Raw genomic sequence first — 23,919 nt, forward strand, 5'->3', positions numbered from 1 at the left:
GTGCGTGGGGAATCAGCTTTGCGAAGCGCGGGGCGACTGCAGGCCGTCGAGGGCCTGCTGGCACGCCTGGCGGCCCTGTTGCCAGATGGCGCGCTTCCAGTCGTCGGCGTCGGGGTAGAAGGCGTCCTTGAGGGCCTGGCGGATCTGCCGGGCCTGCTCGCCGTCGTCGGCGCCGTGGCGATGCATCCAGTGGTCCGCCCGCAGGGCCCGCATCACCCGCTCGTTCGGGTGGGTGCCGTATTCCAGGCAGATGCCGATGTGGGAGGCCTGCGGGCATTCCTCGAACAGGGCGGTCTGGATCGGGCCGGTCATGGGAATGCTGGTCGAGCTGCCCGCGTGCACGTCGGTGAGTTCGCCCCACCACTGCCGGGCGCGCGGCAGCACGCCGCCGTCGAAGCTCGCGAAGATTCGCTCGCCCACGCCGTAGGGGCCCAGGCCCGTGTGGATGTCGATGGAAGCGACCTCGCGCGCCTGCCGGCCGTAGTGCTGCAGGATGGCGCGAAAGCTCCGGTTGCTCCAGGTGGGTGCGCGGCCGCCGAAGAACATGCCGTCGGCATGGGCGTGCTGCCCCAGGCCGATGGCGCGCTGCAGTCCGCGCTCCCCGTGCTTGTCGCGGTAGGCGGCCAGGGCGGCTTCGGCCGCTGTGCCGGGCGGCCACCGGGCCGGCAGCAGCCAGTCGTGGATCTCGCCATAGGCTGGGTTGACCGGCAGGGGCTGGGCGAAGTCGACGAAGTTGCGGTTGAGGTCCACGTTCTCCTGCGTCACCCGGCGAAGGTGCGAGAAGCCATGGGGGTTGATCGCATGCACGTGCAGCACGGCCGTGTCCGGATGGGCCGGCGCCCCCTGCCGCAGCATGCCGGTCTGGATGGCCGAGCCACAGAAGCCTTCCACGCCGTGCACGCCGCTGAGCACCACCAGCAGCTTGCTGGCGCTGGCCGGGCCGTCGAGGACCACGTCGATGGCCAGGGTCTCGCCTTCTGCACCGGGCAGGTCGAGCACGCGGCTGTCCACTTGCAGGCCACGCCCGGCCGCGGCATCGAGGAACTTCCGGCGCGCCGTGGCGTAGCCGGAGCTGAAGAGGTCGAGGAGGGCGTCGTCGTTCATGGTGGTCGCTCGTGGTTGTCAGGCGGCGACCGGCCGGGCGCTGCCCAGCCGTTGGGCCCGGCGCGCGCTGCACGCATTGCCGAAGGCCTTGAAGATGGCTTGCGCCAGCGGGCAGTCGTCGATGCGCATCTCCGGATGCCACTGCACCGCCAGTGCGAAGGAGGGCGCGCCCTCCACGGAGAAGGCTTCCACCAGCCCGTCGGGCGCCGTGGCCTCCAGGCGCAGGCCCTGGCCCAGGCGCTCGATGCCCTGGTGATGCAGCGAATTCACCGGTAGGCGCGTCTGGGAAACGAGGGCGGCCAGCATGCCGCCCGGTGCGATGTGGATGTCGTGGCTGTCGTCGTACCAGCGCTGCACCGGACGGTCGTGGTCGCCTTCGCGGTGGTCCAGGCGCCCGGGCCGGCCGTACACCGCGGCGTCCAGCGTGCCGCCCCAGGCCACGTTCATCTCCTGGAAGCCGCGGCACACGGCCAGCACTGGCACGCCGGCGGCCACGAGCTGCGGCAGCAGCGGCAGCACGGTCGCATCCCGGTCGTGGTCGAGCAGCACGCCTTCGGGCAGCGCATCGGCGCCGTAGAGTCCGGGCGCCACGTTGGACGGGCTGCCGGTCAGCACGATGCCATCGATGCCTTGCACCAGGCTGGCCGCGTCCACGGTGCCGGGGGCGGCCGGCAACGCCAGCGGAACGGCGGCGGACAGTTCCGACACCGCGCGCACATAGCCGTGCAGCAGGGCATGCGCCGGATGGCCATGGCGTTCGATCCGGTCGGAGGCGATGGCCACCAGCGGGCGGCCCGCAGGGGTGGGAGACGAGGTGGGGTTCATGGTCGGATCGGGGGTTTGCAGCGAGTCTAGGAATCGGAGACCATTGCGTAAATTGCAACTTCTCTCCGATCGACTTGCACTTTCCGCAAGTGAAGGATCTGCACCCCATGAACACCCGCCAGTTGCGCCACTTCCTTGCCGTGATGGACCTGGGTTCCATCGCCGCTGCCGCCGAGCAGGTGCACCTGAGCCAGCCGGCCCTTTCCCGCAGCCTGCGGGCGTTGGAGGACGAGCTGCGCGTGCCGCTGTTCGACCGGCAGGAGCGGCGCCTGCGCCCCACCGCCTATGCGCTGGCCTATGCGGAGCGCGCGCGCCGCATCGTCTTCGACGAGCGGGAGGGGGCGCGCTCGCTGGCGCTCATGCGGTCGGGGGAGCTGGGTTCGCTGTCCTTCGGCATGGGCTCGTCGATCGCGGCGACCCTGCTGGGGCCGATGGTGCTGCAGCTGCTGTCGGCCGCGCCCGGCTTGCGCCTGAACACGCTGGTGCAGAGCACCGACGTGCTGCTGGCCGCGCTGCAGCGCGAGGAACTCGACTTCTTCGTGGGCGACGTGCGCGCGGCCGAAGGCGACGCCAGGCTGCAGGCGGAACCGCTCTATCCCTGCACCTTCGGATGGTTCGCGCGGTCCGGGCACCCGCTGGCCGGACAGGACAAGCTGGGCATGGCCGATCTCAAGCGCTACCCGCTGATCATGTCCGGCTACGCGGACGAGTCGCTGCTGCGCCGCATGGCGGCCCTGTACGGGCTGCCGCTGCCCGTGCAGGATCACTTCGCCGCGAGCACCAACGACGTGACCACGGTGCTGACCCTGCTGGCATCTAGCGATGCCATTGCGCCTTCCACCGACGTCGGCGTGATTTCCGCGCTGCGGGCCGGCACCCTGGTGCGCCTGGACGTGCAGCCGGCGCTCGACCTGAAGCTGACCCTGGGCATCGTGCAGCATGCAGGCCGCACGCGGGTTCCGGCGGCGGAGCGGGCCTTCCAGGTGCTCCGCTCGCACTTCGCGGCGGTCAGGGAAGAGGTGCTCGCGCAGCGGACCTCCGGGCGCGCTGCCCGCTAGCACCGCCGCAGGCGTATGCTTGCCGCCCGTATCAGCTTCGGCCTGTAGTCCTATGTCCGTTGGGAACATGAAGAGTCAGGAAGGCGCGCCGCCTGCGGCCTCGACGCGATGCATCCGCAGTCCGGCCTGGGACCTGGTCTGGATCCTGAATCCGCTGTGGCTGGAGCCCTTGGTGCTGCTGCTGTCGTGGGGCCAGGAGGACGCGCGCAACAGCCCGGTCGACAGCCTGTTCTTCGTGCTGGCCGTGCCGCTGTGGTTCGGCCATCGGGTGTCCTCCGCCTGGCTGGCCTATGCGACGCCGGCCTACCGTCCCTTGATCGCCCGGCAACGGCTTCGCTTCGTCGCGGCGCCCATCCTCATTGCGCTGGCCTGCTTCGCCGTTCTCCTCGCGCCCGAGAGCCTGCTGCCGATGCCGCTGGCTGAGCGGGTCGTCTGGCTGGTGGTGCTGGACTTCATGCTGGTGAGCCACCATTTCGCCGCCCAGCATTTCGGGTTGCTCAGCCTGTACCGGGCGCGGGCAGGGCGCGCGTCCGCGCCTCATGCGCGGCGGCTCGACCGTTGCTTCGCGCTCCTGGTGGGCGGTGGTTTCGTCGTGGTGGCGCAGGCCCTGTCCGGATCGATCGCCTTCCAGGAACGGTGGGTCGACCCGTGGCTGGGCGCCGTCGGATCGGAACTGCTGGCGCGCACGCTGCATGACGGAGGCATCGCGCTCGTCGTCGTCCTGACCGGCCTGGTGCTCGCGACGGAGTTGCGCTCGGGGCGTCCGTCGCTGCCGCGCATGGCCTATGTGCTCGGCCTGGCGGCCATGGTGCTGCTGGCCTTCATCGCGCGTGATCCCTTCCTGTTCATCGTGCTGTGGAGCGTGCAGCACTGGAGCGCGGCGATGGGGCTCACCTCGCTCGCGGCCTCCGGTGGCGAGCAGGTGGCCGGCACGCGCTGGCAGCGGCTGCTGGCGCCCATCAACCGGCGCGGCTGGGCAGTGCTTCTGGTGCTGTCGGTGGTCTCGCTCCTTTTGCTGCCGCTGCTGGAGGTGGAGGCCGTCACCGACGACTACGTGTACGCCGACCGCATCTTCGGCGAGGCCGCATGGTGGCTGCGCTCCTCGCCCTTCGTCCCGGCGCTGCTGGCGCTGGGCTTTGCGAGCGGCTTCATCCACTACCTGCTGGACCGCGCGGCATTCCGCTTCTCCTCACCCGACGTGCGGCAGGCCGCGCGCGGGCTGCTGCAGCCGCGAGCGAGGCCGACCCGCACGAGGCCGAGCGCTGCAGGCGCTAGTGCACCCGCCGGTACATCGCCCACTTCACCGTGAGGATGTCGGCCGCGATCTTGGCGGCATTGACGCCGGAGTAGCTCTCTTCCGGGTCGAACTGGAAGCCCTTGCGGTAGCAGGCGACTTGCCCGTAGTCCCCGTCGAAGAGCATCGGGGCGGTGAGATCGGCGGGGTCCGCGCCTTCGGGGAGCGCCAGGAACTTGTCGGGATCGGTGGTGCTTTGATAGAGATCGACGGTCAGTTGTCTCATACATCAGTCTCCGGTTCTTGGATTGCGGGGCTCCGCGCATGATTGCCTTCATTGACCCCATGTGCAATCGGCGCGGACCTACAGGCACGACGCGGCCGGAGCACCCCGAATTCATGAAAATCATGAGCCGCAAATCATGATCCGGCGGCTGTGCGCTGTCGGGGCGAAGGGTGAACATGGTCTTCGCGGATGCCATCCTGCATACGCATCACACCGACTGAAGGAGACTGCAGATGAAATGGGAAACACCTAGCGCCACGGACTTCCGCTTCGGCTTCGAAATCACGATGTACATCGCGGCCCGCTAGGACCGCGCCAGCCCCGCCGATGCGCATCACCGTCCTCGGTTCGGCCGCCGGCGGTGGCTTTCCGCAGTGGAACTGCAATTGCCGCAACTGTGCGGGCGTGCGTTCGGGCACCGTGCGGGCCAGGCCGCGCACGCAGTCGTCGATCTTCGTGCTGCCCGACGAGGGCGCCGACGGCGTTCTCTTCAACGCCTCACCCGACATCCTGGAACAGATCCGCAGCCGGCCGGCCTTGCAGCCGGCGCGTGCGCTGCGTGACTCGGCCATTGCCGGCGTGGTGCTGATGGATGGCCAGGTCGACCATGCGACCGGCCTGTTCATGCTGCGTGAGCGCAAGGGCGCTCTGCCGCTGTGGTGCACCGACCCGGTGGAGGAAGACCTGACCGAGGGCAACCCGATCCTGCGCGTGCTGGGCCATTACTGCGGCGTGGACCGCCATCGCATACCGCTGGACGGCAGCGCGTTCGCCATTCCCGGCGTCGCCGATCTCGAATTCCGCGCCTTGCCCCTGTCGAGCAAGGCGGCCCCCTATTCGCCGCACCGCGAGCAGCCGGTGGACGGCGACAACATCGGCATGCTGATGCTCGACCGCGCCAGTGGGCGCCGCGTCTTCTATGCGCCGGGCCTGGGCCAGATCACACCCGCCGTGTTCGATGCCATGGCCGGTGCGGACTGCGTGCTGGTCGACGGAACCTTCTGGACCGACGACGAGATGCCCCGCATGGGCCTGTCGGCCAAGACGGCGCGCGACATCGGCCACCTGCCGCAGTCGGGCCCGGGCGGCATGCTGGAGTGGCTGGCGAAGCTGCCCGCGGGCACGCGCCGCATGCTCATCCACATCAACAACACCAACCCGATCCTCGACGAGGACTCGGCCGAGCGCGCACAACTCCAGCACGCCGGCGTCGAGGTCTGCGAGGACGGCATGCAGATCCACCTATGACGCAAGATTTGCCATGGTCGCGCGATGAGTTCGAGGCGAAGCTGCGCGAGCGCGGCCGGGCCTATCACATCCACCACCCCTTCAACGTGATGCTCAACACCGGCAGGGCCACGCCCGAGCAGGTGCGCGGCTGGGTGGCCAACCGCTTCTACTACCAGATCGCGATCCCCATCAAGGACGCGGCGGTGCTGTCGAACTGCCCTGACCGCGAGGTGCGGCGGGGCTGGGTGCAGCGCATCCTCGACCACGACGGCTTCGAGATCAACGGCGAGCGCGACGAGGGCGGCATCGAGACCTGGCTTCGCCTGGCCACCGCCGTGGGCCTCACGCGCGAGGAAGTGCTGGACCTGCGCCACGTGGCGCCGGCGATGCGCTTCGCGGTCGATGCCTACGTCAACTTCGCGCGGTGCGCGCCCTGGCAGGAGGCGGTGTGCTCCTCGCTCACCGAGCTTTTCGCGCCGGAGATCCACAAGCAGCGGCTGGCGAACTGGCCGGAGCACTATCCGTGGATCGAGCCGGAAGGCATGGCCTATTTCCGAAGCCGCGTCAGCCGGGCGCGCCGCGACGTGGAGCAGGGCCTGGCGGTGACGCTGGGCCACTTCACCACCCGGCCCCAGCAGGAGCGGGCGCTGGAGGTGCTGCAACTCAAGCTGGACATCCTGTGGGCCATGAGCGATGCGATGGCACTGAAGTACGGGGTGACGCCATGACGCCCGCCGGCTGCGACACCCGGCCGCGCATCGGCACCGGCTTCCGTCTGCAATGGGAACCGGCGCAGAACAGCCATGTGCTGCTCTACCCGGAAGGCATGGTCAAGCTCAACCAGAGCAGCGGCGAGATCCTCAAGCGCTGCGACGGGCAGCGCAGCGTGGCTGCGATCGTCGCGGAGCTGGAAGCGGCCTTTGCCACCGGCGGCCTGGACGGCGACGTGCTGGCCTTCGTCGAGCTGGCCGGCAAGCAGCGCTGGCTGGCCTGGGATTAGGACTGGGACGATGCAACAGGCAGCAGGCGCTCCTGCCGCACCCGGCCCGCCGCTGTGGCTGCTGGCCGAGCTGACCTACCGCTGCCCGCTGCACTGCGTGTTCTGCTTCAACCCGCTGGAATTCGCCGCGCGGCAGGAAGAGGAGCTGACGACCGAGGACTGGGTGCGCGTGCTGCGCCAGGGGCGCGAGCTGGGCGCCGTGCAGCTGGGCCTGTCGGGCGGCGAGCCGCTGGTGCGCGACGACCTGGAGGCCATCGTCGCCGAGGCCCATCGGCTGGGCTACTACACCAACCTGCTGACCTCCGGCGTGGGCCTGAGCGCAGCCCGCGCCGAAGCGCTGAAGGCGGCGGGGCTGGACCATGTGCAGCTGTCCTTCCAGGACTCGACCCGCGAGATGAACGACTTCCTCTCGCACACCAAGACCTTCGACCTGAAGAGCCGCGTCGCCCGCCTCATCAAGGACCAGGGCTGGCCGATGGTGATGAACGTGGTGATCCACCGCATGAACATCGACCACATCGACCGCATCATCGGCATGGCAGCCGAGATGGGCGCCGAGTACCTGGAACTGGCGAACACGCAGTACTACTCCTGGGCCTTCCTGAACCGCGAGCACCTGCTGCCCACGCGCGAGCAGCTGCTGCGCGCCGAAAAGATCACCGATGCCTGGCGTGCACGCATGGGCGAGCGCATGCGCATCTTCTTCGTCGCGCCCGACTACCACGAGGGCAAGGCGAAGAAGTGCGTGAACGGCTGGGGCAGCACGCTGCTGTCGGTGGCGCCTGACGGCACCGCCTTGCCATGCCACACGGCGAAGATGCTGCCGGGCCTGCAGTTTCCGAACGTGCGGGACAACAGCCTGCGCGAGATCTGGTTCGAGTCTGAAGGCTTCAACCGCTACCGCGGCACCGGCTGGATGAAGGAGCCCTGCTCGAGCTGCGACATGCGCGAGGTGGACCTGGGCGGCTGCCGCTGCCAGGCGTACCTGCTGGCGCAGGACCCGGCGTTGGCCGATCCGGTGTGCATCAAGAGCCCGCACCACCATCTCGTGGAGGAGGCCGTGTCGCAGGCGGAAGCCGCAGCCCCCTTGGCGCGCGTGACGGAGCACCCGCTGGTGTTCCGCGATCCTGCCAATTCGCGCAGGCTGGCCTCGGCGCCGCGCTGAGGCGGCGAACTATTGCTTGGGCGCCGCGGGGTGCCTGGGCTTTTTGTCCTGCGCCATCGAATCCGTGCTGGTCGGATTGCGCGCCCCGTCGCCCGGCGCAGGCTTCGAAGTCGTGCGGGCGTTCGAGCGCTTGGTGTCGTCTGCGCTCGGCTGCGATTCCTTGTAGCCGTTGACCGACGGGTTCTGCTTGCCCGCGGCCGCTGCCGCGTCAGGCGTGGCGCCGCTGGTGCCGGTCGCCGGGTGCGTGGGCGGCGTGGTCGGGCTGGCGGCGGCATCGGTGCCGCCGGTGGCAGGGTGGGTGGGCGGTGCCCCGGTCTGGGCGCTGGCACAGAATGAGGCGAGCGCCAGGCAACCTGCGGCGAGCGTCGTGGTCATGGTGGACATGTGCGTCTCCTTGAGTCCGTTCAGGACTCATTGGACGCGCGGGGCACAAGTGCCGGTGTGCGCGGCCGGCCCCCGTGCCTGTGGGACCGCCACCTGAATCGTTGCACGCCGTGAGGAGGCGCGCACGGGCAAGGGCCGGCCTCAGCCCTCGACCAGCTTCTTCAGGGCTGCCAGGCCGCCCTGGTAGATGCCGGTGACCGCGCCCACGGCGGTCTCGTCGTTCTGGTCGGCCGCCGGGTTGTCGCTGCGATCGGCGCGGTGGAATTCGCCGCGCCACTCCACCAGCGACTGCTGGCCTTGCGGGCTCACCCGGATGGTCGACATGTAGCCCGAGACGGGCAGTGCGCTGCCGTCGGCCGCGGTGTAGCTGTACTGCATGCGCGCCTCGTCGTGGCTCACCAGCGTCTCGTCGACCGCGCCGCCGCCATGGATCTTGATCCTGCGCACCGAGCCCGGCGTGTTGCCTTTGTCCGCCGGGCATTCGGCCACCGGCGGCAGCCAGTCCTTGAGGGCGTCGAAGTTGCGGATCTTCGCCCACACCGTACTGGCGGGCGCGTCGATGACGATCTTCTCGTAGGCAGCCAGGGGCTTGGCGGGTGTTGTCATGGTTCTTGTCTCCTGTGGTCGTCGGTGCAAAGGGCTAGCGCGGCTCCATGCCGATGAAGCAGGCCTTCTCGGCCTTGGACACCAGGTCCTTGTAGCGCTTGACCTCGGGCTCGTAGGAGGGCACGTCGCGGATCGCGCCGCCGCGCTCGCCGCCGATGGACATGGCCTTCACGATGGTGCTCATCGTCACGTAGTCCTGGAACTTCACGCTGGCCGCGAGCTTGTCCAGCGTGCAGGAGCATTTGCTGGTCATCTCGAAGCCGGGGCCGGGATGGGCGCGCATGCATTCCTGCACATAGAGCACCCGGTCGACCGTGGGGAAATCGTTGGTGGGCTGCGCGGCCGGCGCCGGCTTCGATGCGGCGAAGGCGACCGCTTCGAGGCTCAGCAGCAGGGCGCCTGCGAACAGGCGAAGCGTTGGCTGGGTCATGGTGGGCGTTCCTTCCCGGTGTGCGTGGGTGTTCATGGCTTGGGCGCAGGCGGCGGCGATTCGGCGCCTTGCAGCAGCATCTCCTCCTGCATCAGCGGCGGCGCCTTGTCGTCGGCGCCGTCGATGCGGGTGCGGATCGCGTACAGCCCGCCGGGCACCGCGTCCGAGAGGTAGAAGTTATAGCGCTTGCCGGCCAGCTTCTGGAAACGCACGCGGTTCGGGTCGTCCAGGTAGGGGGCGATGGCGTATTCCTTGACCGCGACCGTGGCGCCCCGGTAGGGCAGCTTCAGCTCGCGCGCGGTGGCGCCGTGGTAGACCGCCATGCGGATGCGCTTGCGGAAGTAGTTCGGCTGCCCGCCGGTCAGGCGCTGCATCTCGCGGATGTCGCGCTCCAGGAAGTACATCACTGCCGGGTTGCCCTGGGCGTTGTCGACCTCCGGCTGCTTCATGGCGCGCTCGCCGCTGAAGAAGCGCGGGGTGACCGCGCAGCAGCGGCCGTCGGCGGCTGCCTTCAGGTCCAGCTTCACGGTGTCGTCGAAGGGCGCTTCCAGGGAGCCGGCCTTGCGGAAGCTGTAGTCCAGCGTCTGGGGCGGGCGCATCGTGCTCAGCGGCGTGCCCAGGAACAGCGCCTGCTCGGCAGCCGAGAAGTCGTTGGCCGCGCCGGCGGGGCCGGCCAGCAGCCAGAGCGCCAGGCCCAGTGCCGAAGCGGATACCCGCGGGGTGGCGGAGGTGGCGCTGCTTTTCATCACGCGCGCGGCGGCCGCTCGCGCGCCGCTACTTCGGCGCCTCGTAGGAGGCATCGACCTGCGGCACGCCGAACTCCTGCAGGATGGCCTGGATCTGCGGGCGGTTGGATTCGATGAGCCCCTCGACCTGCTGCTTCCATTCGCGCTCGCCGTAGCGCACGCCCATGGCCATCTGGTAGTCGAACTTCACGCCGCGCTCGGACTTGAGCGGCACCACCGCCAGCTCGGGCGACTTGACCCGCTTGGCAAAGTAGCCGGCAATCGGGCCCCACACCACCGCCACGTCGATCTTGCCGCTGGCCAGGTCCTTCTCGATGATCTGGCCCGGGTACTGCTCGGGGTCGGGATTCATGATCTTGTAGGGCACGGCCCGCTCCAGCAGGTTGTGCTTGGCCAGCCAGGCCGACGCCGGCGAGGCGTCGTACAGGCCGATGCGCAGCTTGCCCAGCACGGCCGGATCGAGCTTGAGGAAGTCCTCGCCCGACTTCACCGCGTCCAGTCCCTTGCCCTTGGGAAACACCAGCGCGTAGGTGGAGTGGTAGTAGGGCTTGGTGGCCGACACCTGGTCATAGCCGGCCGGCACGCCCATCACGATGTCGCAGGGATATTCCTCGCCCGGCAGCTTGAAGCGCAGGGTGTTGCGGATGAAGGCCAGGCGCTGCGGGAAGGAGTAGTACACCACCGGCAGCTTCATGGACTTGCCGAACACCTCGGCGATGCGGTTCTCGATGCCCTCGCCCTTGACGTTGGAGAAGGGCAGGTTGTTCGGGTCCTGGCACACGCGCAGCGCGGTGCGCGGCGGTGGCGGATCTTGCGCTGCAGCATGCCAGGCGAACGCCATCAGCGCCGCGGCGAGCAAGCCGGACGCACGGGGGCGGCCACGGGATGCGGGGAGCTTCATTGGGGCAACTCTTCGACCTTGGCGCGGGTGATGGTGCCGTCGGAACGTCCCTTGAGGTACATGTACAGCTGGTTGATGTTCTGCATCACGGCGGGGCTGTTGCCGAAGCTCTGCATGCCTTTTTCCAGCCGGCCGTCGCGCACGGTCTTGATGAAATCGTCCTTGGAGAGGGTCTTCAGGCTGTTGATCAGCGAAGGCCCGACCAGGCCCTCCTGGTTGGCCCCGTGGCAGCGGTCGCAGGCGGCGGCGCGCCACGCCCGGAAACCCTTCATCGTCTCGCTGTCGACCTTGTAGCCGTCGACCACCTTCACCGGCTTGTCCTGGGAATGAACGGTGCCTGCCATGCAAAGAACGGCGCAGGCGCTCAGCAATGCCTTTTTCCAACTCATGACTGCTTGATCCTCGTTATTGAAGGAATAAGGAGATGGCAGGCACAAGGTCTGCCATCTCCTCCGGATCAGGCCGGCGCGGGTCCGGCCAATGTCGTGCGGGTGTCGGAGTAGGCTGTCCGGCACGCGCACTTGTCTCGTTCTTGTTCGTCAGGGCTCTCAGTTCGGCAGGGCGAACACGGTCAATGATCCTCCGAGTTCGGTGTACTGGTTGAGTTCCCGGTAACCGCCCACGGCGCCCAGGCCGTCCGTGTCCTTCTCCAGGCCCGCGGCCATGCCGATGCCGGCCCAGCCACCGATGCCCGAGAACACGCCGACGTACTGCTTGCCCTTGTGCTCATAGGTGAACACGTTGCCGATGATCCCGGAGGGCGTCTTGAACTTGAAGAGTTCCTTGTTGATGTTCTTCTTGTCCACGCACTTGAGGTAGCCTTCCAGCGTGCCGTAGCAGGAGACGCCGCCGGCCGTGTTGAGCACGCCGCTCCACACCGAGAACTTCTCGGCCTTGCTCTGCACGATCTTGCCGGTGCCTGCGTTCCAGGTGATGAAGTTGCCCATGCCGCCGTGGCTACCCGGGGCCGGGAACATCGACAGGGTGGCGCCCACGTAGGGCTGTCCGGCCGTGTACTCGACCTTGAAGGGCTCGTAGTCCATGCACACGTGGTTGGTGGGCACGTAGAAGAGCTTGGTCTCCGGGTCATACGAGGCCGGCTGCTGGTCCTTGGTGCCCAGCGCGGCGGGGCAGATGCCCTTGGAATTGACGTCCGGCCCGTTCTGCGCGGTGGAGTACTTGGCCACCACCTGCGGGCGACCCGTCTTCATGTCGACGTTCGTGGCCCAGTTCACCTTGGGGTCGTACTTCTCGGCGACCAGCAGCGCACCGGTCACGCGGTCCAGCGTGTAGGCGAAGCCGTTGCGGTCGAAGTGCACCAGCGCCTTGGTGGGCTTGCCCTTGACGTCGATGTCCGCCAGGATCATCTCGTTGATGCCGTCGAAGTCCCACTCGTCGTAGGGCGTCATCTGGTAGGCCCACTTGGCCATGCCGGTGTCGACGTCGCGCGCAAAGATGGTCATGGACCACTTGTTGTCACCGGGCCGCTGGGCCGGGTTCCAGGTCGACGGGTTGCCGGTGCCGTAGTAGACGGCGTTCTGCGCCTTGTCGTAGCTGTACCAGCCCCAGGTGGTGCCGCCGCCGATCTTCCACTGGTCGTCCTTCCAGGTCTTCAGCGACGAGTCCTTGCCCACCGGCGCCATCTTGCCGTCGGTCCAGGTCATGGTCTTGTCGGGGTCCATCAGCATCTCGGCGTCGGGGCCGGTGCTGAAGGCCTTCCACACCTGCTTGCCGCTGTTGAGGTCGTAGGCCGCCAGGAAGCCGCGCACACCCCATTCGCCGCCGCTGATGCCGGTGATGACCTTGTCCTTGAAGATGTGCGGTGCGTTGGTGTTGACCGCACCCAGCTTCGGGTCGCCGTTCTTCACCGTCCACAGCACCTTGCCGGTCTTGGCATCGAGCGCGACCAGGTTGCTGTCGGCCTGCTGCAGGATGACCTTGCCTTCCGCATAGGCCACGCCCCGGTTCACCGTGTCGCAGCACATCTGCGGGATCACGGCCGGGTCCTGCTTGGGCTCGTACTTCCACACGATCTTCTGTGTGTTGAGGTCGATGGCCCATACCTTGTTGGGGAAGGGCGAGTGCAGATACATCATGTCGCCGATGACCAGCGGCGAACCCTCGTGGCCGCGCAGCACGCCGGTCGAGAAGGTCCAGGCCACCTGCATCTTGCCGACGTTGCCGGTGTTGATCTGCTTGAGCTTGCTGTAGCGCTGGTTGTACATGTCCCCCGCCTGCATCGCCCAGTTCTTGGAGTTGGCGATGTTCTTCTCGACGTCCGCATTGGCGAAGGCCAACAGCGGAACCGCCAGTAGCGCCCCCAGAAGATGACGCCATGGGCGCCCCCGGAAATACCCGCTAATTCGCATGGAAGTCTCCTTGTTCTGAAGTCAAGGGCCGGCCCGCACGGAAGCGCCGAAAGGGCGACCGCCGCGCCCTCGGAGGGCGCTGGCAAGCGCGCTAAATGCAAGTTGCGCGCCCGCTCGATCTCGCACCTTGTTCAGGGGAAACCCTATTGGTGGAGAACATCTGCAAGGACAACCCGGGGCCTTCGAAGATGGCCCTGCCGCGGGCGTTTTTCCCTTGACGGCGCAACCGGCATCGGACGTAGTAGCGGGCACGCTGCGCCGGATGTGTGGCAACCACTTTCGACACAGAGTGTTTCATCGACAGCCTCCCTGGCGCAGCGCCACGCAGCACGTGCCGGGAGGCCCCCGCCGCGGCCCGCCTATTGCTTGAACGAACCCATCTCATGCCATCGACGCCTGAACCGACAACCATGCTGCGCACCACCGGCCTGACCAAGCGCTACGGTGAGCGTGCTGCGTTGAAGGACCTGTCGGTGAGCCTGCCGGCCGGCCAGTTCGTGGCGCTGCTGGGGCCCAACGGGGCGGGCAAGTCCACGCTGTTCCAGGTGCTCACCGGCCTCTTCGCCGCGGACGAGGGCGAGGTCGAGGTGGCCGGGCATTCAATGGCCCGGTCAGGCACGGCGGCGCTGCGCCACATCGGCGTGGTGTTCCAGCAGATCTCGCTGGACCTGGACCTGAGCGTGCGGCGCAACCTGCTGTTCCAGGCCGACCTGCACGGGCTGCCACGCCGGCTCGCGGCGCAGCGCATCCAGGCCGGCTGCGAGCGGCTGGGAATCGCCGCCGACCTGGACCGCCGCACGCGCGAGCTGTCCGGCGGCAACCGGCGCAAGGTGGAACTGGTGCGCGCTGGCCTGCACCAGCCGTCGGTGCTGCTGATGGACGAGGCCACGGTGGGGCTGGACCCCAAGTCGCGGCAGGACCTGCTGCGCGCCATCCACACGGACGTGCAGGAGCGCGGCGTCTGCGTGCTGTGGGCCACGCATCAGGTAGAAGAAACGAGCCGCGCCGACCGCGTGCTGGTGTTGCACAAGGGAGCACTGCTCGCCGATGGAACACCCGCGCAGGTGACGCAGGCACTGGGCGGGCCGACGCTGGAGGCCGGCTTCATCGCCCGAACGAGTTGAAAGCAAAACGAAATCCGAGACAAAAGAAGGAGACAGCAAAGATGAGCGCAAGAACCCGAATCGCGACACGCACGGCCCGATGGATGCTCGGGATGACGGCGGGCCTGTGCCTGGCCGGCGCCGCGCTGGCGCAGGGCACCGCCTACGTGTCCAGCGAGAAGGACCAGGCGCTCACGCTCATCGACCTCGCCACGCTCAGCGTCAAGGGCACCATCCCCACCTGCAAGCGCGGCCGGCACATCCAGATGACGGCGCAGGGCCAGATCATGCTGGCCTGCACCGATTCGAATGCGGCCGACGTGATCGACCCGGCCACGGGCAAGTCGGTGCGCCGCATTCCGCTGGGCGACGAGCCGGAGGCCTTCGACATCTCGCCGGACGGCAAGACCCTCTACGTGTCCAACGAGGACGAGGGCGCGGTGAGCTTCATCGATGCGGCCAACGGCAAGGTGCTGAACACCATCAAGGTCGGCAAGGAGCCCGAGGGCGTCAAGGTCAGCGCCGACGGCAAGACGCTGTACGTCACCTCCGAGGTGGCCAGCCTCGTGCATGCCATCGACGTGGCCAGCGCCAAGGTGGTGAAGAACATCAAGGTGGGCAAGCGGCCGCGCCGCATGGCCTTCACGCCCGACGGCAAGGAGCTGTGGGTGACCAACGAACTGGATGCCAGCGTGAGCATCGTCGCCACCGACACGGGCACCGTGAAGGACACGATCAAGTTCGAGGTCAAAGGCGCGCGCAGCGAGGACATCACGCCGGTGGGCATCCAGATCTCGCGCGACGGCAAGCGGGCCTTCGTGGCGCTGGGCCGGGCCAACCACGTGGCCTTCGTCGACGTGCCGGCGCGCAAGGTCACCCACCTCGTGCTGGTGGGCAAGCGGGCCTGGAACGTCACGCTGGACAAGGCCGAGGCGCGGCTGTACGTGGTCAACGGGCTGAGCGACGACGTCACGGTGGTCGACGTGGCGGCCGCCAAGCCGATCAAGAGCATTCCGGTGGGGCGCGTGCCTTACGGACTGGTGGTGGTCGAATGAAGTGGCCGGGCGCCTGGGCGGCGGTGCTGCTGGCCGTGAGCGGGCAGGCGGCGATGGCCGCCACCCCGCTCAAGGCCACGCTGCTGTCGCCCGAGCCCGATGCGCGCATGGACCGCTCGCGCCTGGAGCGGCAGTACCTGGGCCATCCCGGCGGCCCGGTGAGCGACGGGTTGAAGGTGGCGCTGGAGGAGGGCGAGTTCGAGCTACAGGCGGTCGACGGCGCGGTGCAACTGGCCACGCAGACCCCCGATTCGGCGGCCGCCGCGCGCAGCGCCGCGCAGGCGGCGGAGAAGGCGGGGGCGGCGGTGCTGATCACCGACCTGCCGGCCGACTGGACGCTGGCCGTGGCCGATGCGGTGAAGCTGCCGGTGATCAACATCGGCGAGGCCGCCGACCGGCTGCGCGAGCAGGACTGCCGCGCGCGCCTGTTCCACATCCTGCCGAGCGAGCGCATGCGAGCCGATGCGCTGGCGCAGACGCTGGTGTCCCGCAAGTGGAGCAAGCTGCTCCTGCTGGTGGGACCGAGCCCGCAGGACCAGCTGCGCGCCGCGACGGCGCAGGCCTCCATCAAGCGCTACGGGCTGCAGGTGGTGGGCACCAAGTCCTTCAAGCTCTCGGGAGATCCACGCGAGCGCGACCTGGCCAACCCGCTGCTGCTGACGGCGGGCAGCAGCTACGACGCCGTCTGGGTGGTGGACAGCGATGGCGAGTTCGCGCGCGGCCTGCCCTACCGAACGGTGCTGCCGCGCCCGGTGGTGGGCGACGCGGGGCTGGTCGCGCTGGCCTGGCATGCGCAGTTCGAGCGCTACGGCGCGCCGCAGGTGTCGCGCCGCTTCGCCAAGGCCACCGGCCGCCCGATGACGGCGAGCGACTGGGCCGCGTGGATGGCGGGCAAGGCGCTGGTGGCCATTGCCACTGCCGTTCCCAAGGGGCCCGCCGCGGCGTGGGCCAAGGCGCTGGCTGCCACGCCGCTGGACGGCTCCAAGGGCACGCAGCTGAGCTTTCGCGCCTGGGACGGCCAGCTGCGCCAGACCCTGTTGCTCACCGATGGACAGGGCGTGATCTCGCAGGCGCCCATCGAAGGCCTGCTGCACCCCAGCAACGTGCTGGACACCCTGGGTGCCGATGCGCCGGAGAAGAAATGCAGGACGACGCCGTGATCGAGCAGCCGCCCGCCCGGGCCGAGCCTGCACGGCACGGCACGGTCATGCACGCGCTGCAGGGCCTGCGGGCCATCGTCGTGCGCGAGCTGTTCAAGTTTTCGCAGCAGACCGGCCGGCTGGTGTCGGCGCTGGTGCGGCCGCTGTTGTGGCTGGCGGTGTTCGCGGCGGGCTTTCGCAACGTGTTCGGCGTGGCCATCGTGGAGCCCTACGACACCTACATTCCCTACGACGTCTACATCGCGCCGGGCCTGGTGGGCATGGTGCTGCTGTTCAACGGCATGCAGTCCTCGCTGGCCATGGTGTATGACCGCGAGATGGGCCTGATGCGCCTCCTGCTCACCGCGCCCTTGCCGCGCTGGTGGCTGCTGTTCTCCAAGCTGTGCGCGACCGCGCTGCTCTCGGTGCTGCAGGCGCTGGCCTTCGTGGCGGTGGCGGCGCTGCTGGGCACCGACCTGCCGGTGCTGTCGCTGGGCGGCCTGCACGCGCTGGTGGCGCTGTGCTGCGGCGCGCTGATGCTGGGCGCGCTGGGCCTGCTGCTGTCGGTCTACATCAAGCAGCTGGAGAACTTCGCGGGCACGATGAACTTCGTCATCTTCCCCATGTACTTCATGTCCACCGCGCTCTATCCGCTGTGGAAGCTGCAGGAGTCGGGCGCCGAGTGGGTCTACCAGCTGGCGCGCTTCAACCCCTTCACCCATGCGGTGGAATGGATCCGCTTCGCGCTGTACGGCAAGGATCCCGGCATGGCGCCGTGGATCGTGCTGGGCTGCCTGGCGGTGTTCTTCCTGCTGGCCTGCTGGGGCTACGACCCGCAGCGCGGCTTCGGCGGCCTCACCAAGCGGGGCGGGCCGCCATGAGCGTCGGTCGCCGCCGCTGGCTGGCCGGTGCGGCAGCGCTGGCACTGGGCGGGGTACAGCTCTCGCCGCTGGGGAACGCGCGGGCCGCCGACGGCTTTCCCGCGCGGCCCATCAACATGTGGGTGCCCTGGACGCCCGGCGGCGCGACCGACCTCTCGCTGCGCCTGCTGGCCGAACTCGCAACGCCTGCGCTGGGCCAGCCGGTGATCGTGCAGAACCGCGCGGGCGCCGGCGGCACGCTGGCCATGCCGGTGCTGACGCAGGCCGAGCCCAACGGCTACACCATCGCCCAGATGCCGCAGCCGGTGTTCCGTGCGCCCTTCGTCACCAAGGTGCTGTGGGACCCGGTGCGCGACGTCACGCCCATCATCCAGATCTCGGGCGTGACCTTCGGGGTGCTGGTGCGCGCCGGAAGCCCCTTGCGCGGGCTGGACCAGCTCTTCGCCTTCGCCCGCGCCCGGCCGGGCGAGCTGACCATCGCCACCAACGGCGTGGGCACCACGCCGCACCTGGTGCTGGAGACGCTGTTCACCGAACGCGGGCTGCGCTACATCCACGTGCCCTACAAGGGGACCTCGGAGCTGACGCTGGCGGTGGAGTCGGGCCAGGTGATGGTGGGCGTCAATTCCACCGGCTTCGCACCCGAGGTGGACGCCGGGCGGCTGCGTTTGCTGGCGACCATGGGCGACAAGCGGACCAGGCGCTGGCCGCAGGTGCCCACGCTGCGCGACCTGGGCTTCGACATCGTGGCGATGTCGCCCTACGGGCTGTCCGGCCCGCGCGGCCTGCCGGACGACATCGTGAAGGTGCTGCACGACGGCTTCAGGAAGGCGTTGTTCGACCCGCGCTTCGCCGAGGACCTGGCCAGGTACGACCAGGAGATCGCCTACCTCGGCCCGCAGGATTACGCACAGGCCTGCCGCGAGGAATACGCCAAGGAACGCGCGGCGGCCGAGCGGATGAAGGCCCGCAGCAGCACAGGCAGTTGAGAACTCCGGAGGTTTTCCGATGGACCGTGACGATGCAGTGATGAGCGACTGGCGCCAGCGGGCCCTGCGGCTGGAAGCCGAGGTCGCCAAGGCCGTGATCGGCCAGGCGCGCACCGTGCGACAGATCAACACGGCCGTCTTCGCGCGCGGCCACGTGCTGCTGCAGGGCGACGTGGGCGTGGGCAAGACCACGCTGCTGCGCGCTTTCGCGCAGGTGCTGGGCGGAGACTTCGCGCGCGTCGAAGGGACCATCGACCTGATGCCCGGCGACCTCATCTACTACACGCACATCAGCGCCGAAGGCCGGCCGGCGGTGGAGCCCGGCCCGCTGGTGCGCTACGGCGAGAACCTGGCGATCTTCTTCTTCAACGAGATCAACCGGGCGCGCCCGCAGGTGCATTCGCTGCTGCTGCGGGTGATGGCCGAGCGCAGCGTGTCGGCCTTCAGCCGCGAGTTCCACTTCCCGCACCTGCTGGTCTTTGCCGACCGCAACCGCGTGGAGCGCGAGGAGACCTTCGAGATCTCCGCCGCCGCCCGCGACCGCTTCATGCTGGAGGTGACCATGGACACGCCGGCGGACGAGGCGCAGCGGCGACAGCTGATGATCGAGCCGCGCTTCCACGACACCGACCGGCTCATCGGCGAGCTGGACAGCGCGCTGGTCGCCTACCAGGAACTGAACCAGGTGGCGGAGCTGATCCAGCGCGGCGTGCAGGCCTCGGACGCCCTGCAGACCTACGCGCTGGACCTGTGGCGCGCCACCGCCGCGCCTGCCGACTACGGCGTGCGCCTGCCGGACCTGGACGCCTCGCAGCTCATGCTGGCCGGCGCCAGCCCGCGCGGCATGAGCCTCTTGATGCGTGCCGCCCGGGTCACGGCCTGGCTGGACGGGCGCGGCCATGTCACGCCGGAGGACGTGCAGGCGGTGTTCGCGCCGGCCATCGCGCACCGGCTGTGCTACCAGCCGGTGTACGAGATGCGCCGCCAGGACATCTCGGGGCGGCTGATGAACGCGATCCTCTCCAGCGTGGCGGCGCCCTGAGCGCAACGGCGTCATGGCACAGTCGCCCGCCGTTCAAGAACTGCACTACCGCATCGGAGCGCCGGCGCTCGGCCACTTCCCTGGCTCGCACCGCAGCACGCGCGGCGACGGCGGCTTCGAGTTCCGCGGCCACGCGCCGCTGCTGGACGCGCCCGACGCGCGCCGGCTCGACCTGCATGCCAGCCTGCGCGATCCCTTCGGCAACTGGATCGTGCGCGTCTACAGCCAGCGCAAGGCGATCCCGGTGGTGATGGTGGCCGACCTGTCGGCCTCGATGGGTTTCAGTGCCACGCGCCGCAAGCTGGACGTGCTGGCCGACTTCGCGGGCAGCCTGTCCTGGTCGGCCTGGCGCAGCGGCGATGCCTTCGGCTTCGTGGGCTGCGACAGCGAGGTGCGCCAAGACCTGCTGCAGCCGCCGACGCGCGCACGCGGCGTCGGCACGGCCTTGGCGGAAAAGCTCCGCACGCTGGCGCTGCAGGGCCGCTCGGCGAAGGGGCTGGGCCGGGCCGCGCTGTACCTGGGGCGGCAGCGCTCGCTGGTGTTCCTGGTGTCCGACTTCCACCTGCCGCTGCCGGAGCTCGAGGCCGTGCTGGCCTCCATGGCCCACCATGAGTTGGTGCCGGTGGTGCTGTGGGACCCGCTGGAATTTGCCTTGAGCAACCGGCGCGGCCTGCTGCGCGCCTACGACCCGGAAGGTGGCGGCCCGAAGCTGCTGTGGTGGCGCCCGGCGCTGCGCGACAAGTGGCTGGCCGCGCAGCAGTCGCGACGCGCCGCGCTGCGGCAGGCCTTCGACAGGCATCGGCTCAAGCCCCTGTTCATCGAAGGCGCCTTCGATGCCGATGCGGTCACGCGTCACTTCCATTCCTAGGCGCACATGAAAGCGAGCGCGCGCGCATGCTGCATGGCCCTCGCGGGATGGGTGGCCGCAGGGGCGGGCGCGGCTCAACTGGAAGCGCAGACGCATGATCCGCGCGCCTTCGGCTGGCAGGTGGGCGACATGGTGTCGCGCACCGTGACCGTCGAGGTGCCCGAAGGCCTGGCGCTGGACGATGCCAGCGTGCCCCAGCCTGGCGCGCGTGGCCGCGCCCTGGAGCTGCGCAGCGTCACGAGGCGCGACGGCAGCGCGGACGGCGGCAGGCGCCATGAGCTCACACTGGCCTACCAGATCTTCCTCTCGCCGCGCGAGCCGCGCACGCTGGAGATGCCCAGCTTCCGCCTGCGCTTCCAGGGCCAGCCGCGTGTGCAGGAACTGCTCATCGAAGCGTGGCCGGTGACCGTGTCGCCGCTGGCGCCGGTGGAGGTGTCGTACCGGCACGGGCTGGGCGAGTTGCAGCCCGACACGGCGCCGCCGATGCTGGACACCGCCCCGGCGCGGCATCGCCTCGTCGCCTATGGCGCCGTCGCGCTGCTGCTGCTGGCCTACCTTGCCCATGTGTACATCGGCCTGCCATGGTGGACGCGCAGGCACCGGCCCTTCACCCTGGCATGGCGCCAGCTGCAGGGGCTGACGCCATCGAGCTCGCCCGAGCAGCGGCGCGATGCGTACAGGCAGGTGCACCGCGCGCTGAACAAGACCATGGGCGAGGTCCTGTTCGAGCAGGACATCGATCGCTTCATGGAGATGCGGCCACGCTTCGCCCACCTGCGCGCCGACTTCGCCATCTTCCTGCAGCAGTCGCGCCACGAGTTCTTCGGCGAGGGACAGGGCAGGGCGGATGCGCAGTGGCTGCTGGACTTCTGCAGGCGCTGCCGCGATGCGGAGAGGGGCTCGGCATGAGCTTTGAAGACCCCTGGCTTCTGTGGCTGCTGCCGCTGGCGCTGCTGCCGCTGCTGCGGGAGCCCGGCGGCGCGCTCGGCAACGCCTGGGTGGCCCTGGCGCCGCGGGACCGGGTGTCGGACCTGCTCGACTGGCTGTTGCGCGTCCTCGGCGTGATCGCGTTCTGCGCACTCGTCGTCGGGCTGGCGGGACCCTACCTGCCGGAGTACGAGGTCGAGCGCATCGGCAAGGGCGCGGAGATCGTGCTGGCGCTGGACCGCAGCCGCAGCATGGACCAGGGCTTCGCTGGCCGGCCGCCGCCCAACATGAAGGGCACCGGCCCCGAGGTGATCGACTACTACATGGGCCGCTGGCCCGGCCGCTTGACGGAGTCCAAGGGCAAGGTCGCGCGGCGCCTGCTGTCCGAGTTCGCGACCAAGCGGCAGGACGACCGCTTCGGCGTGATCGTCTTCAGCGGCCTGCCGATCCGCGTGCTGGAGTTCACCCAGAAGAGCGAGGCGGTGCATGCCGCCATCGTGGCCGGCGACGTGGGCCGGGGCCTGTCGGAAACCAACATCGGCCTCGCGCTGGAAGAGGCGCTGTCCTCCTTCGAGGAGCGGCCCTACAACGGCTCGCGCATCGTCCTGCTGGTGTCCGACGGCGGCGACCGGCTGGACCCGGACGCCCGCACCCGCATCGCCTACCTCGTGCGCAAGCACCGCGTCTCGATCTACTGGATCTACCTGCGCTCGGCCAACAGCCCGGGGCTGGTGCTGGAAAAGGGCGAGGCGGCCTCCAACGTCGACTCGGTGCCCGAGTACGCGCTGCACCGCTTCTTCGAATCGCTGGACACCTCCTACCGCGCCTACGAGGCCAGCGACCCGGAGGCGTTGAAGCAGGCCATCGACGCGGTGGACCGGCTGGAGAAGCTGCCCATCACCTACATGGACACCATGCCCCGGCGCGACCTGTCCGCGCCCATGTTCGGCCTGGCCTTCGGCTGCGTGCTGGTGCTGCTGGCGGCCAGCCTGTTGGAGATCCGGCGATGGGCCTGAGCTCGCGGCGGCTTACGCGTTGGGTCCTGGCCGTGCTGGCACTGCTGGCGCTGGCGGCGGCGGTCGACGGCGCGCGCCTGTGGCGGCAGCAGCGCTGGAACGAAGCCATCACGACCGCTGCCTGGCCGGCCGACGGGCAGGCGGTGCCGGTGCAGGTGAGGTTCGCGCAGGCCCATGCGCTGGCCGAGGCCGGTGGCGCCAGCGACGAGGGCGCGCTGCGCATCTACCGCGGCCTGGAGAACGATTCGCCCCTGGGCCAGGCGGCACGCTACAACAGCGCCAACCTGCTGATGCGCCAGGCGGTGCTGGTGCAGGCCGGCACCGAGCCGGGCAAGGCCATCGCGCTGATCGAGCTGGCCAAGGAGGGCTACCGCAACGTGCTGCGCACCGACCCGCAGCACTGGGACGCCCGCTACAACCTGGAGCGCGCGCAGCGCCTGCTGCCCGACCCCGAGGAACTGGACGCCGAGCCGCCCGATACCCAGCGCAACGCCGAGCGCGCGGCCACCACCATGCGCGGCTATTCGCCCGGCCTGCCATGACGACGTCGAGCGAAGCTGCGGGCGGCTGGTGGCGGCTGGGCCCCGAGCGCTGGCTGCTGGCGCTGGCGGCACTGCTGCTGGTGGTTGCGCTGGTCGACCCGGGTGTGTCGCTGGATCGCGGGCGCTTCGACCACGTGGTGGTGCTGGACGTGACCCAGAGCATGAACGTGACCGACGAGCTGATCGCCGGGCAGCCCGCCTCGCGCCTGGACTTCGCCAAGCAGGCGTTGCGTGGAGCGCTGCTGAAGCTGCCCTGCGGCTCCAAGGTGGGCTGGGCGATCTTCACCGAGTACCGCGCGCTGCTGCTGTTTGCGCCCATCGAGGTCTGCGCCAACCTGGACGAGTTGCGCTCGACGCTGGCGCGCATCGACTCGCGCATGGCCTGGTCGGGCAACAGCGAGATCGCCAAGGGGCTGCACAGCGCCATCGTCATCGCCCGCGAACTGCCCGAGAAGCCTTCGCTGGTCTTCGTCACCGACGGGCAGGAAGCGCCGCCGATCAACCCACGCTACCGCCCCGCCTTCGACGACAAGCCGGGCGAGGTGCCGGGGCTGATCGTGGGCGTGGGTGACATGCTGCCGTCGCCCATTCCCAAGCGCGACCCGCAGGGCCGGCCGCTGGGCTTCTGGCGCGCCGACGAGGTGATGCAGACCGATCCGCGCAGCCAGGGCCGTGCCACCAGCGTGCCGGGCGAGAAGATGGTCGACGGCCCTGCCGACGGCGTGGCGGCGCCCATGCTCGGCGCTACGCCGGGGCGGGAGCACCTGTCGGCCCTGCGGGAAGGCTACCTGCAGATGCTGGCGCAGGAGCAGGGCCTGTCCTTCCTGCGGCTGCAGACGCCGCAGGGGCTGGAGGCGGCGCTGATGGCGCCCGCGCTGGCCAAGCCCTTGCCGGTTCGCACGGGCGGAAGGACCGCGCTGGCGGCCGTGGCGCTGGGCGTGCTGCTGCTGCGCTACCTGTTGCCGTGGTTGCACCGGCGGCCGCGACCGAACTGAAGTCGGCGGCTGCCTGCCGCGACC

At 69.3% G+C, this 23,919-nt stretch carries 28 protein-coding genes; 18 read left to right on the forward strand and 10 right to left on the reverse strand.

The window, feature by feature from the left end; genetic code table 11:
* Positions 1 to 12 precede the first annotated feature (12 nt).
* Positions 13 to 1,104 (reverse strand): M14 family metallopeptidase, encoded by a 1,092-nt coding sequence (locus BM345_RS02260; RefSeq protein ID WP_093375052.1) that lies wholly within the window; start codon positions 1,102 to 1,104, stop codon positions 13 to 15.
* Positions 1,105 to 1,122: 18 nt separating this feature from the next.
* The gene (locus BM345_RS02265) at positions 1,123 to 1,929 is read right to left on the reverse strand and encodes a gamma-glutamyl-gamma-aminobutyrate hydrolase family protein (protein ID WP_093375054.1); all 807 of its coding nucleotides are present in this window, start codon (positions 1,927 to 1,929) and stop codon (positions 1,123 to 1,125) included.
* Between the two features lie 107 nt (positions 1,930 to 2,036).
* On the opposite strand from BM345_RS02265, the gene BM345_RS02270 reads away from it, so the two are divergent.
* Both BM345_RS02270 and BM345_RS02275 read left to right on the forward strand, forming a co-directional pair.
* Positions 2,037 to 2,987 carry a LysR family transcriptional regulator gene (locus BM345_RS02270; protein WP_093375056.1) on the forward strand — a complete coding sequence of 317 codons (951 nt, stop codon included), beginning with the start codon at positions 2,037 to 2,039 and terminating at the stop codon, positions 2,985 to 2,987.
* A gap of 67 nt (positions 2,988 to 3,054) precedes the next feature.
* Positions 3,055 to 4,296, forward strand: a complete 1,242-nt coding sequence (locus BM345_RS02275) for a hypothetical protein (RefSeq protein ID WP_254789445.1) — start codon at positions 3,055 to 3,057, stop codon at positions 4,294 to 4,296.
* On the opposite strand, the gene BM345_RS02280 is transcribed toward BM345_RS02275, so the two are convergent.
* Positions 4,259 to 4,507 carry a hypothetical protein gene (locus BM345_RS02280; protein WP_093375058.1) on the reverse strand — a complete coding sequence of 83 codons (249 nt, stop codon included), beginning with the start codon at positions 4,505 to 4,507 and terminating at the stop codon, positions 4,259 to 4,261. The genes BM345_RS02275 and BM345_RS02280 overlap by 38 nt on opposite strands.
* A 233-nt stretch (positions 4,508 to 4,740) precedes the next feature.
* Between BM345_RS02280 and pqqA the strand changes: the two genes are divergently transcribed.
* Genes pqqA through pqqE form a run of 5 tightly spaced genes read left to right on the forward strand, consistent with a single transcriptional unit; the run spans position 4,741 to position 7,902 of the window.
* Positions 4,741 to 4,815, forward strand: a complete 75-nt coding sequence (gene pqqA, locus BM345_RS02285; RefSeq protein WP_093375302.1) for a pyrroloquinoline quinone precursor peptide PqqA — start codon at positions 4,741 to 4,743, stop codon at positions 4,813 to 4,815.
* Between the two features lie 19 nt (positions 4,816 to 4,834).
* Positions 4,835 to 5,755: a pyrroloquinoline quinone biosynthesis protein PqqB gene (gene pqqB / locus BM345_RS02290; protein ID WP_093375060.1), complete on the forward strand. Its 921-nt coding sequence runs from the start codon at positions 4,835 to 4,837 to the stop codon at positions 5,753 to 5,755.
* A complete protein-coding gene (gene pqqC / locus BM345_RS02295) occupies positions 5,752 to 6,465 on the forward strand; it encodes a pyrroloquinoline-quinone synthase PqqC (RefSeq protein WP_093375062.1) in 714 nt (237 codons plus the stop codon). The genes pqqB and pqqC overlap by 4 nt, the downstream gene beginning before the upstream one ends.
* On the forward strand, positions 6,462 to 6,737 hold the full coding sequence (gene pqqD, locus BM345_RS02300) for a pyrroloquinoline quinone biosynthesis peptide chaperone PqqD (RefSeq protein ID WP_093375064.1): 276 nt from the start codon (positions 6,462 to 6,464) through the stop codon (positions 6,735 to 6,737). The genes pqqC and pqqD overlap by 4 nt, the downstream gene beginning before the upstream one ends.
* A gap of 10 nt (positions 6,738 to 6,747) precedes the next feature.
* Positions 6,748 to 7,902, forward strand: coding sequence for a pyrroloquinoline quinone biosynthesis protein PqqE (gene pqqE / locus BM345_RS02305; RefSeq protein ID WP_093375066.1), 1,155 nt, complete (start codon positions 6,748 to 6,750; stop codon positions 7,900 to 7,902).
* A gap of 9 nt (positions 7,903 to 7,911) precedes the next feature.
* Here pqqE and BM345_RS02310 read toward each other — a convergent pair whose 3' ends face one another.
* The 7 genes from BM345_RS02310 to BM345_RS02340 form a co-directional block, all read right to left on the reverse strand.
* Entirely contained in the window at positions 7,912 to 8,286 is a 375-nt protein-coding gene (locus BM345_RS02310; RefSeq protein WP_093375068.1) for a hypothetical protein, read from the reverse strand.
* A gap of 141 nt (positions 8,287 to 8,427) precedes the next feature.
* Positions 8,428 to 8,892: an SRPBCC family protein gene (locus BM345_RS02315; protein ID WP_093375070.1), complete on the reverse strand. Its 465-nt coding sequence runs from the start codon at positions 8,890 to 8,892 to the stop codon at positions 8,428 to 8,430.
* A 34-nt stretch (positions 8,893 to 8,926) separates the two neighbouring features.
* Entirely contained in the window at positions 8,927 to 9,322 is a 396-nt protein-coding gene (locus BM345_RS02320) for a hypothetical protein (protein ID WP_254789447.1), read from the reverse strand.
* A 32-nt stretch (positions 9,323 to 9,354) separates the two neighbouring features.
* A complete protein-coding gene (locus BM345_RS02325; RefSeq protein ID WP_093375072.1) occupies positions 9,355 to 10,068 on the reverse strand; it encodes a hypothetical protein in 714 nt (237 codons plus the stop codon).
* 28 nt (positions 10,069 to 10,096) lie between these two features.
* Entirely contained in the window at positions 10,097 to 10,909 is an 813-nt protein-coding gene (locus BM345_RS02330) for a substrate-binding domain-containing protein (RefSeq protein WP_254789477.1), read from the reverse strand.
* Positions 10,910 to 10,965: 56 nt separating this feature from the next.
* Entirely contained in the window at positions 10,966 to 11,313 is a 348-nt protein-coding gene (locus tag BM345_RS02335; RefSeq protein WP_254789480.1) for a c-type cytochrome, read from the reverse strand.
* Between the two features lie 204 nt (positions 11,314 to 11,517).
* The gene (locus BM345_RS02340) at positions 11,518 to 13,338 is read right to left on the reverse strand and encodes a methanol/ethanol family PQQ-dependent dehydrogenase (RefSeq protein ID WP_093375078.1); all 1,821 of its coding nucleotides are present in this window, start codon (positions 13,336 to 13,338) and stop codon (positions 11,518 to 11,520) included.
* A 410-nt stretch (positions 13,339 to 13,748) separates the two neighbouring features.
* Here BM345_RS02340 and BM345_RS02345 point away from each other — a divergent pair, with 410 nt between their 5' ends.
* From BM345_RS02345 to BM345_RS02395, 11 genes are all read left to right on the forward strand, one after another.
* A complete protein-coding gene (locus BM345_RS02345) occupies positions 13,749 to 14,462 on the forward strand; it encodes an ABC transporter ATP-binding protein (protein WP_093375079.1) in 714 nt (237 codons plus the stop codon).
* Between the two features lie 83 nt (positions 14,463 to 14,545).
* On the forward strand, positions 14,546 to 15,496 hold the full coding sequence (locus tag BM345_RS02350; RefSeq protein WP_254789482.1) for a PQQ-dependent catabolism-associated beta-propeller protein: 951 nt from the start codon (positions 14,546 to 14,548) through the stop codon (positions 15,494 to 15,496).
* Complete coding sequence (locus BM345_RS02355; protein WP_093375083.1) at positions 15,493 to 16,656, forward strand: type 1 periplasmic-binding domain-containing protein; 1,164 nt, start codon at positions 15,493 to 15,495, stop codon at positions 16,654 to 16,656. Before BM345_RS02350 ends, BM345_RS02355 begins: the two co-directional genes overlap by 4 nt.
* A 47-nt stretch (positions 16,657 to 16,703) precedes the next feature.
* Positions 16,704 to 17,516 (forward strand): ABC transporter permease, encoded by an 813-nt coding sequence (locus BM345_RS02360; protein WP_093375306.1) that lies wholly within the window; start codon positions 16,704 to 16,706, stop codon positions 17,514 to 17,516.
* Complete coding sequence (locus BM345_RS02365) at positions 17,513 to 18,505, forward strand: tripartite tricarboxylate transporter substrate binding protein (RefSeq protein ID WP_093375085.1); 993 nt, start codon at positions 17,513 to 17,515, stop codon at positions 18,503 to 18,505. The genes BM345_RS02360 and BM345_RS02365 overlap by 4 nt, the downstream gene beginning before the upstream one ends.
* 19 nt (positions 18,506 to 18,524) lie before the next feature.
* Complete coding sequence (locus BM345_RS02370) at positions 18,525 to 19,547, forward strand: AAA family ATPase (protein ID WP_093375087.1); 1,023 nt, start codon at positions 18,525 to 18,527, stop codon at positions 19,545 to 19,547.
* Positions 19,548 to 19,560: 13 nt separating this feature from the next.
* Positions 19,561 to 20,415 carry a DUF58 domain-containing protein gene (locus BM345_RS02375; protein WP_093375089.1) on the forward strand — a complete coding sequence of 285 codons (855 nt, stop codon included), beginning with the start codon at positions 19,561 to 19,563 and terminating at the stop codon, positions 20,413 to 20,415.
* Positions 20,416 to 20,448: 33 nt separating this feature from the next.
* Positions 20,449 to 21,324, forward strand: a complete 876-nt coding sequence (locus tag BM345_RS30035) for a hypothetical protein (protein WP_175544870.1) — start codon at positions 20,449 to 20,451, stop codon at positions 21,322 to 21,324.
* Positions 21,321 to 22,358: a vWA domain-containing protein gene (locus tag BM345_RS02385; protein ID WP_175544871.1), complete on the forward strand. Its 1,038-nt coding sequence runs from the start codon at positions 21,321 to 21,323 to the stop codon at positions 22,356 to 22,358. Before BM345_RS30035 ends, BM345_RS02385 begins: the two co-directional genes overlap by 4 nt.
* Entirely contained in the window at positions 22,349 to 22,900 is a 552-nt protein-coding gene (locus BM345_RS02390) for a tetratricopeptide repeat protein (protein WP_175544872.1), read from the forward strand. The genes BM345_RS02385 and BM345_RS02390 overlap by 10 nt, the downstream gene beginning before the upstream one ends.
* On the forward strand, positions 22,897 to 23,895 hold the full coding sequence (locus tag BM345_RS02395) for a vWA domain-containing protein (protein ID WP_093375095.1): 999 nt from the start codon (positions 22,897 to 22,899) through the stop codon (positions 23,893 to 23,895). Before BM345_RS02390 ends, BM345_RS02395 begins: the two co-directional genes overlap by 4 nt.
* Positions 23,896 to 23,919: the final 24 nt, after the last annotated feature.

The organism is Variovorax sp. OV329, from assembly GCF_900114785.1.
GTDB lineage: Bacteria > Pseudomonadota > Gammaproteobacteria > Burkholderiales > Burkholderiaceae_C > Variovorax.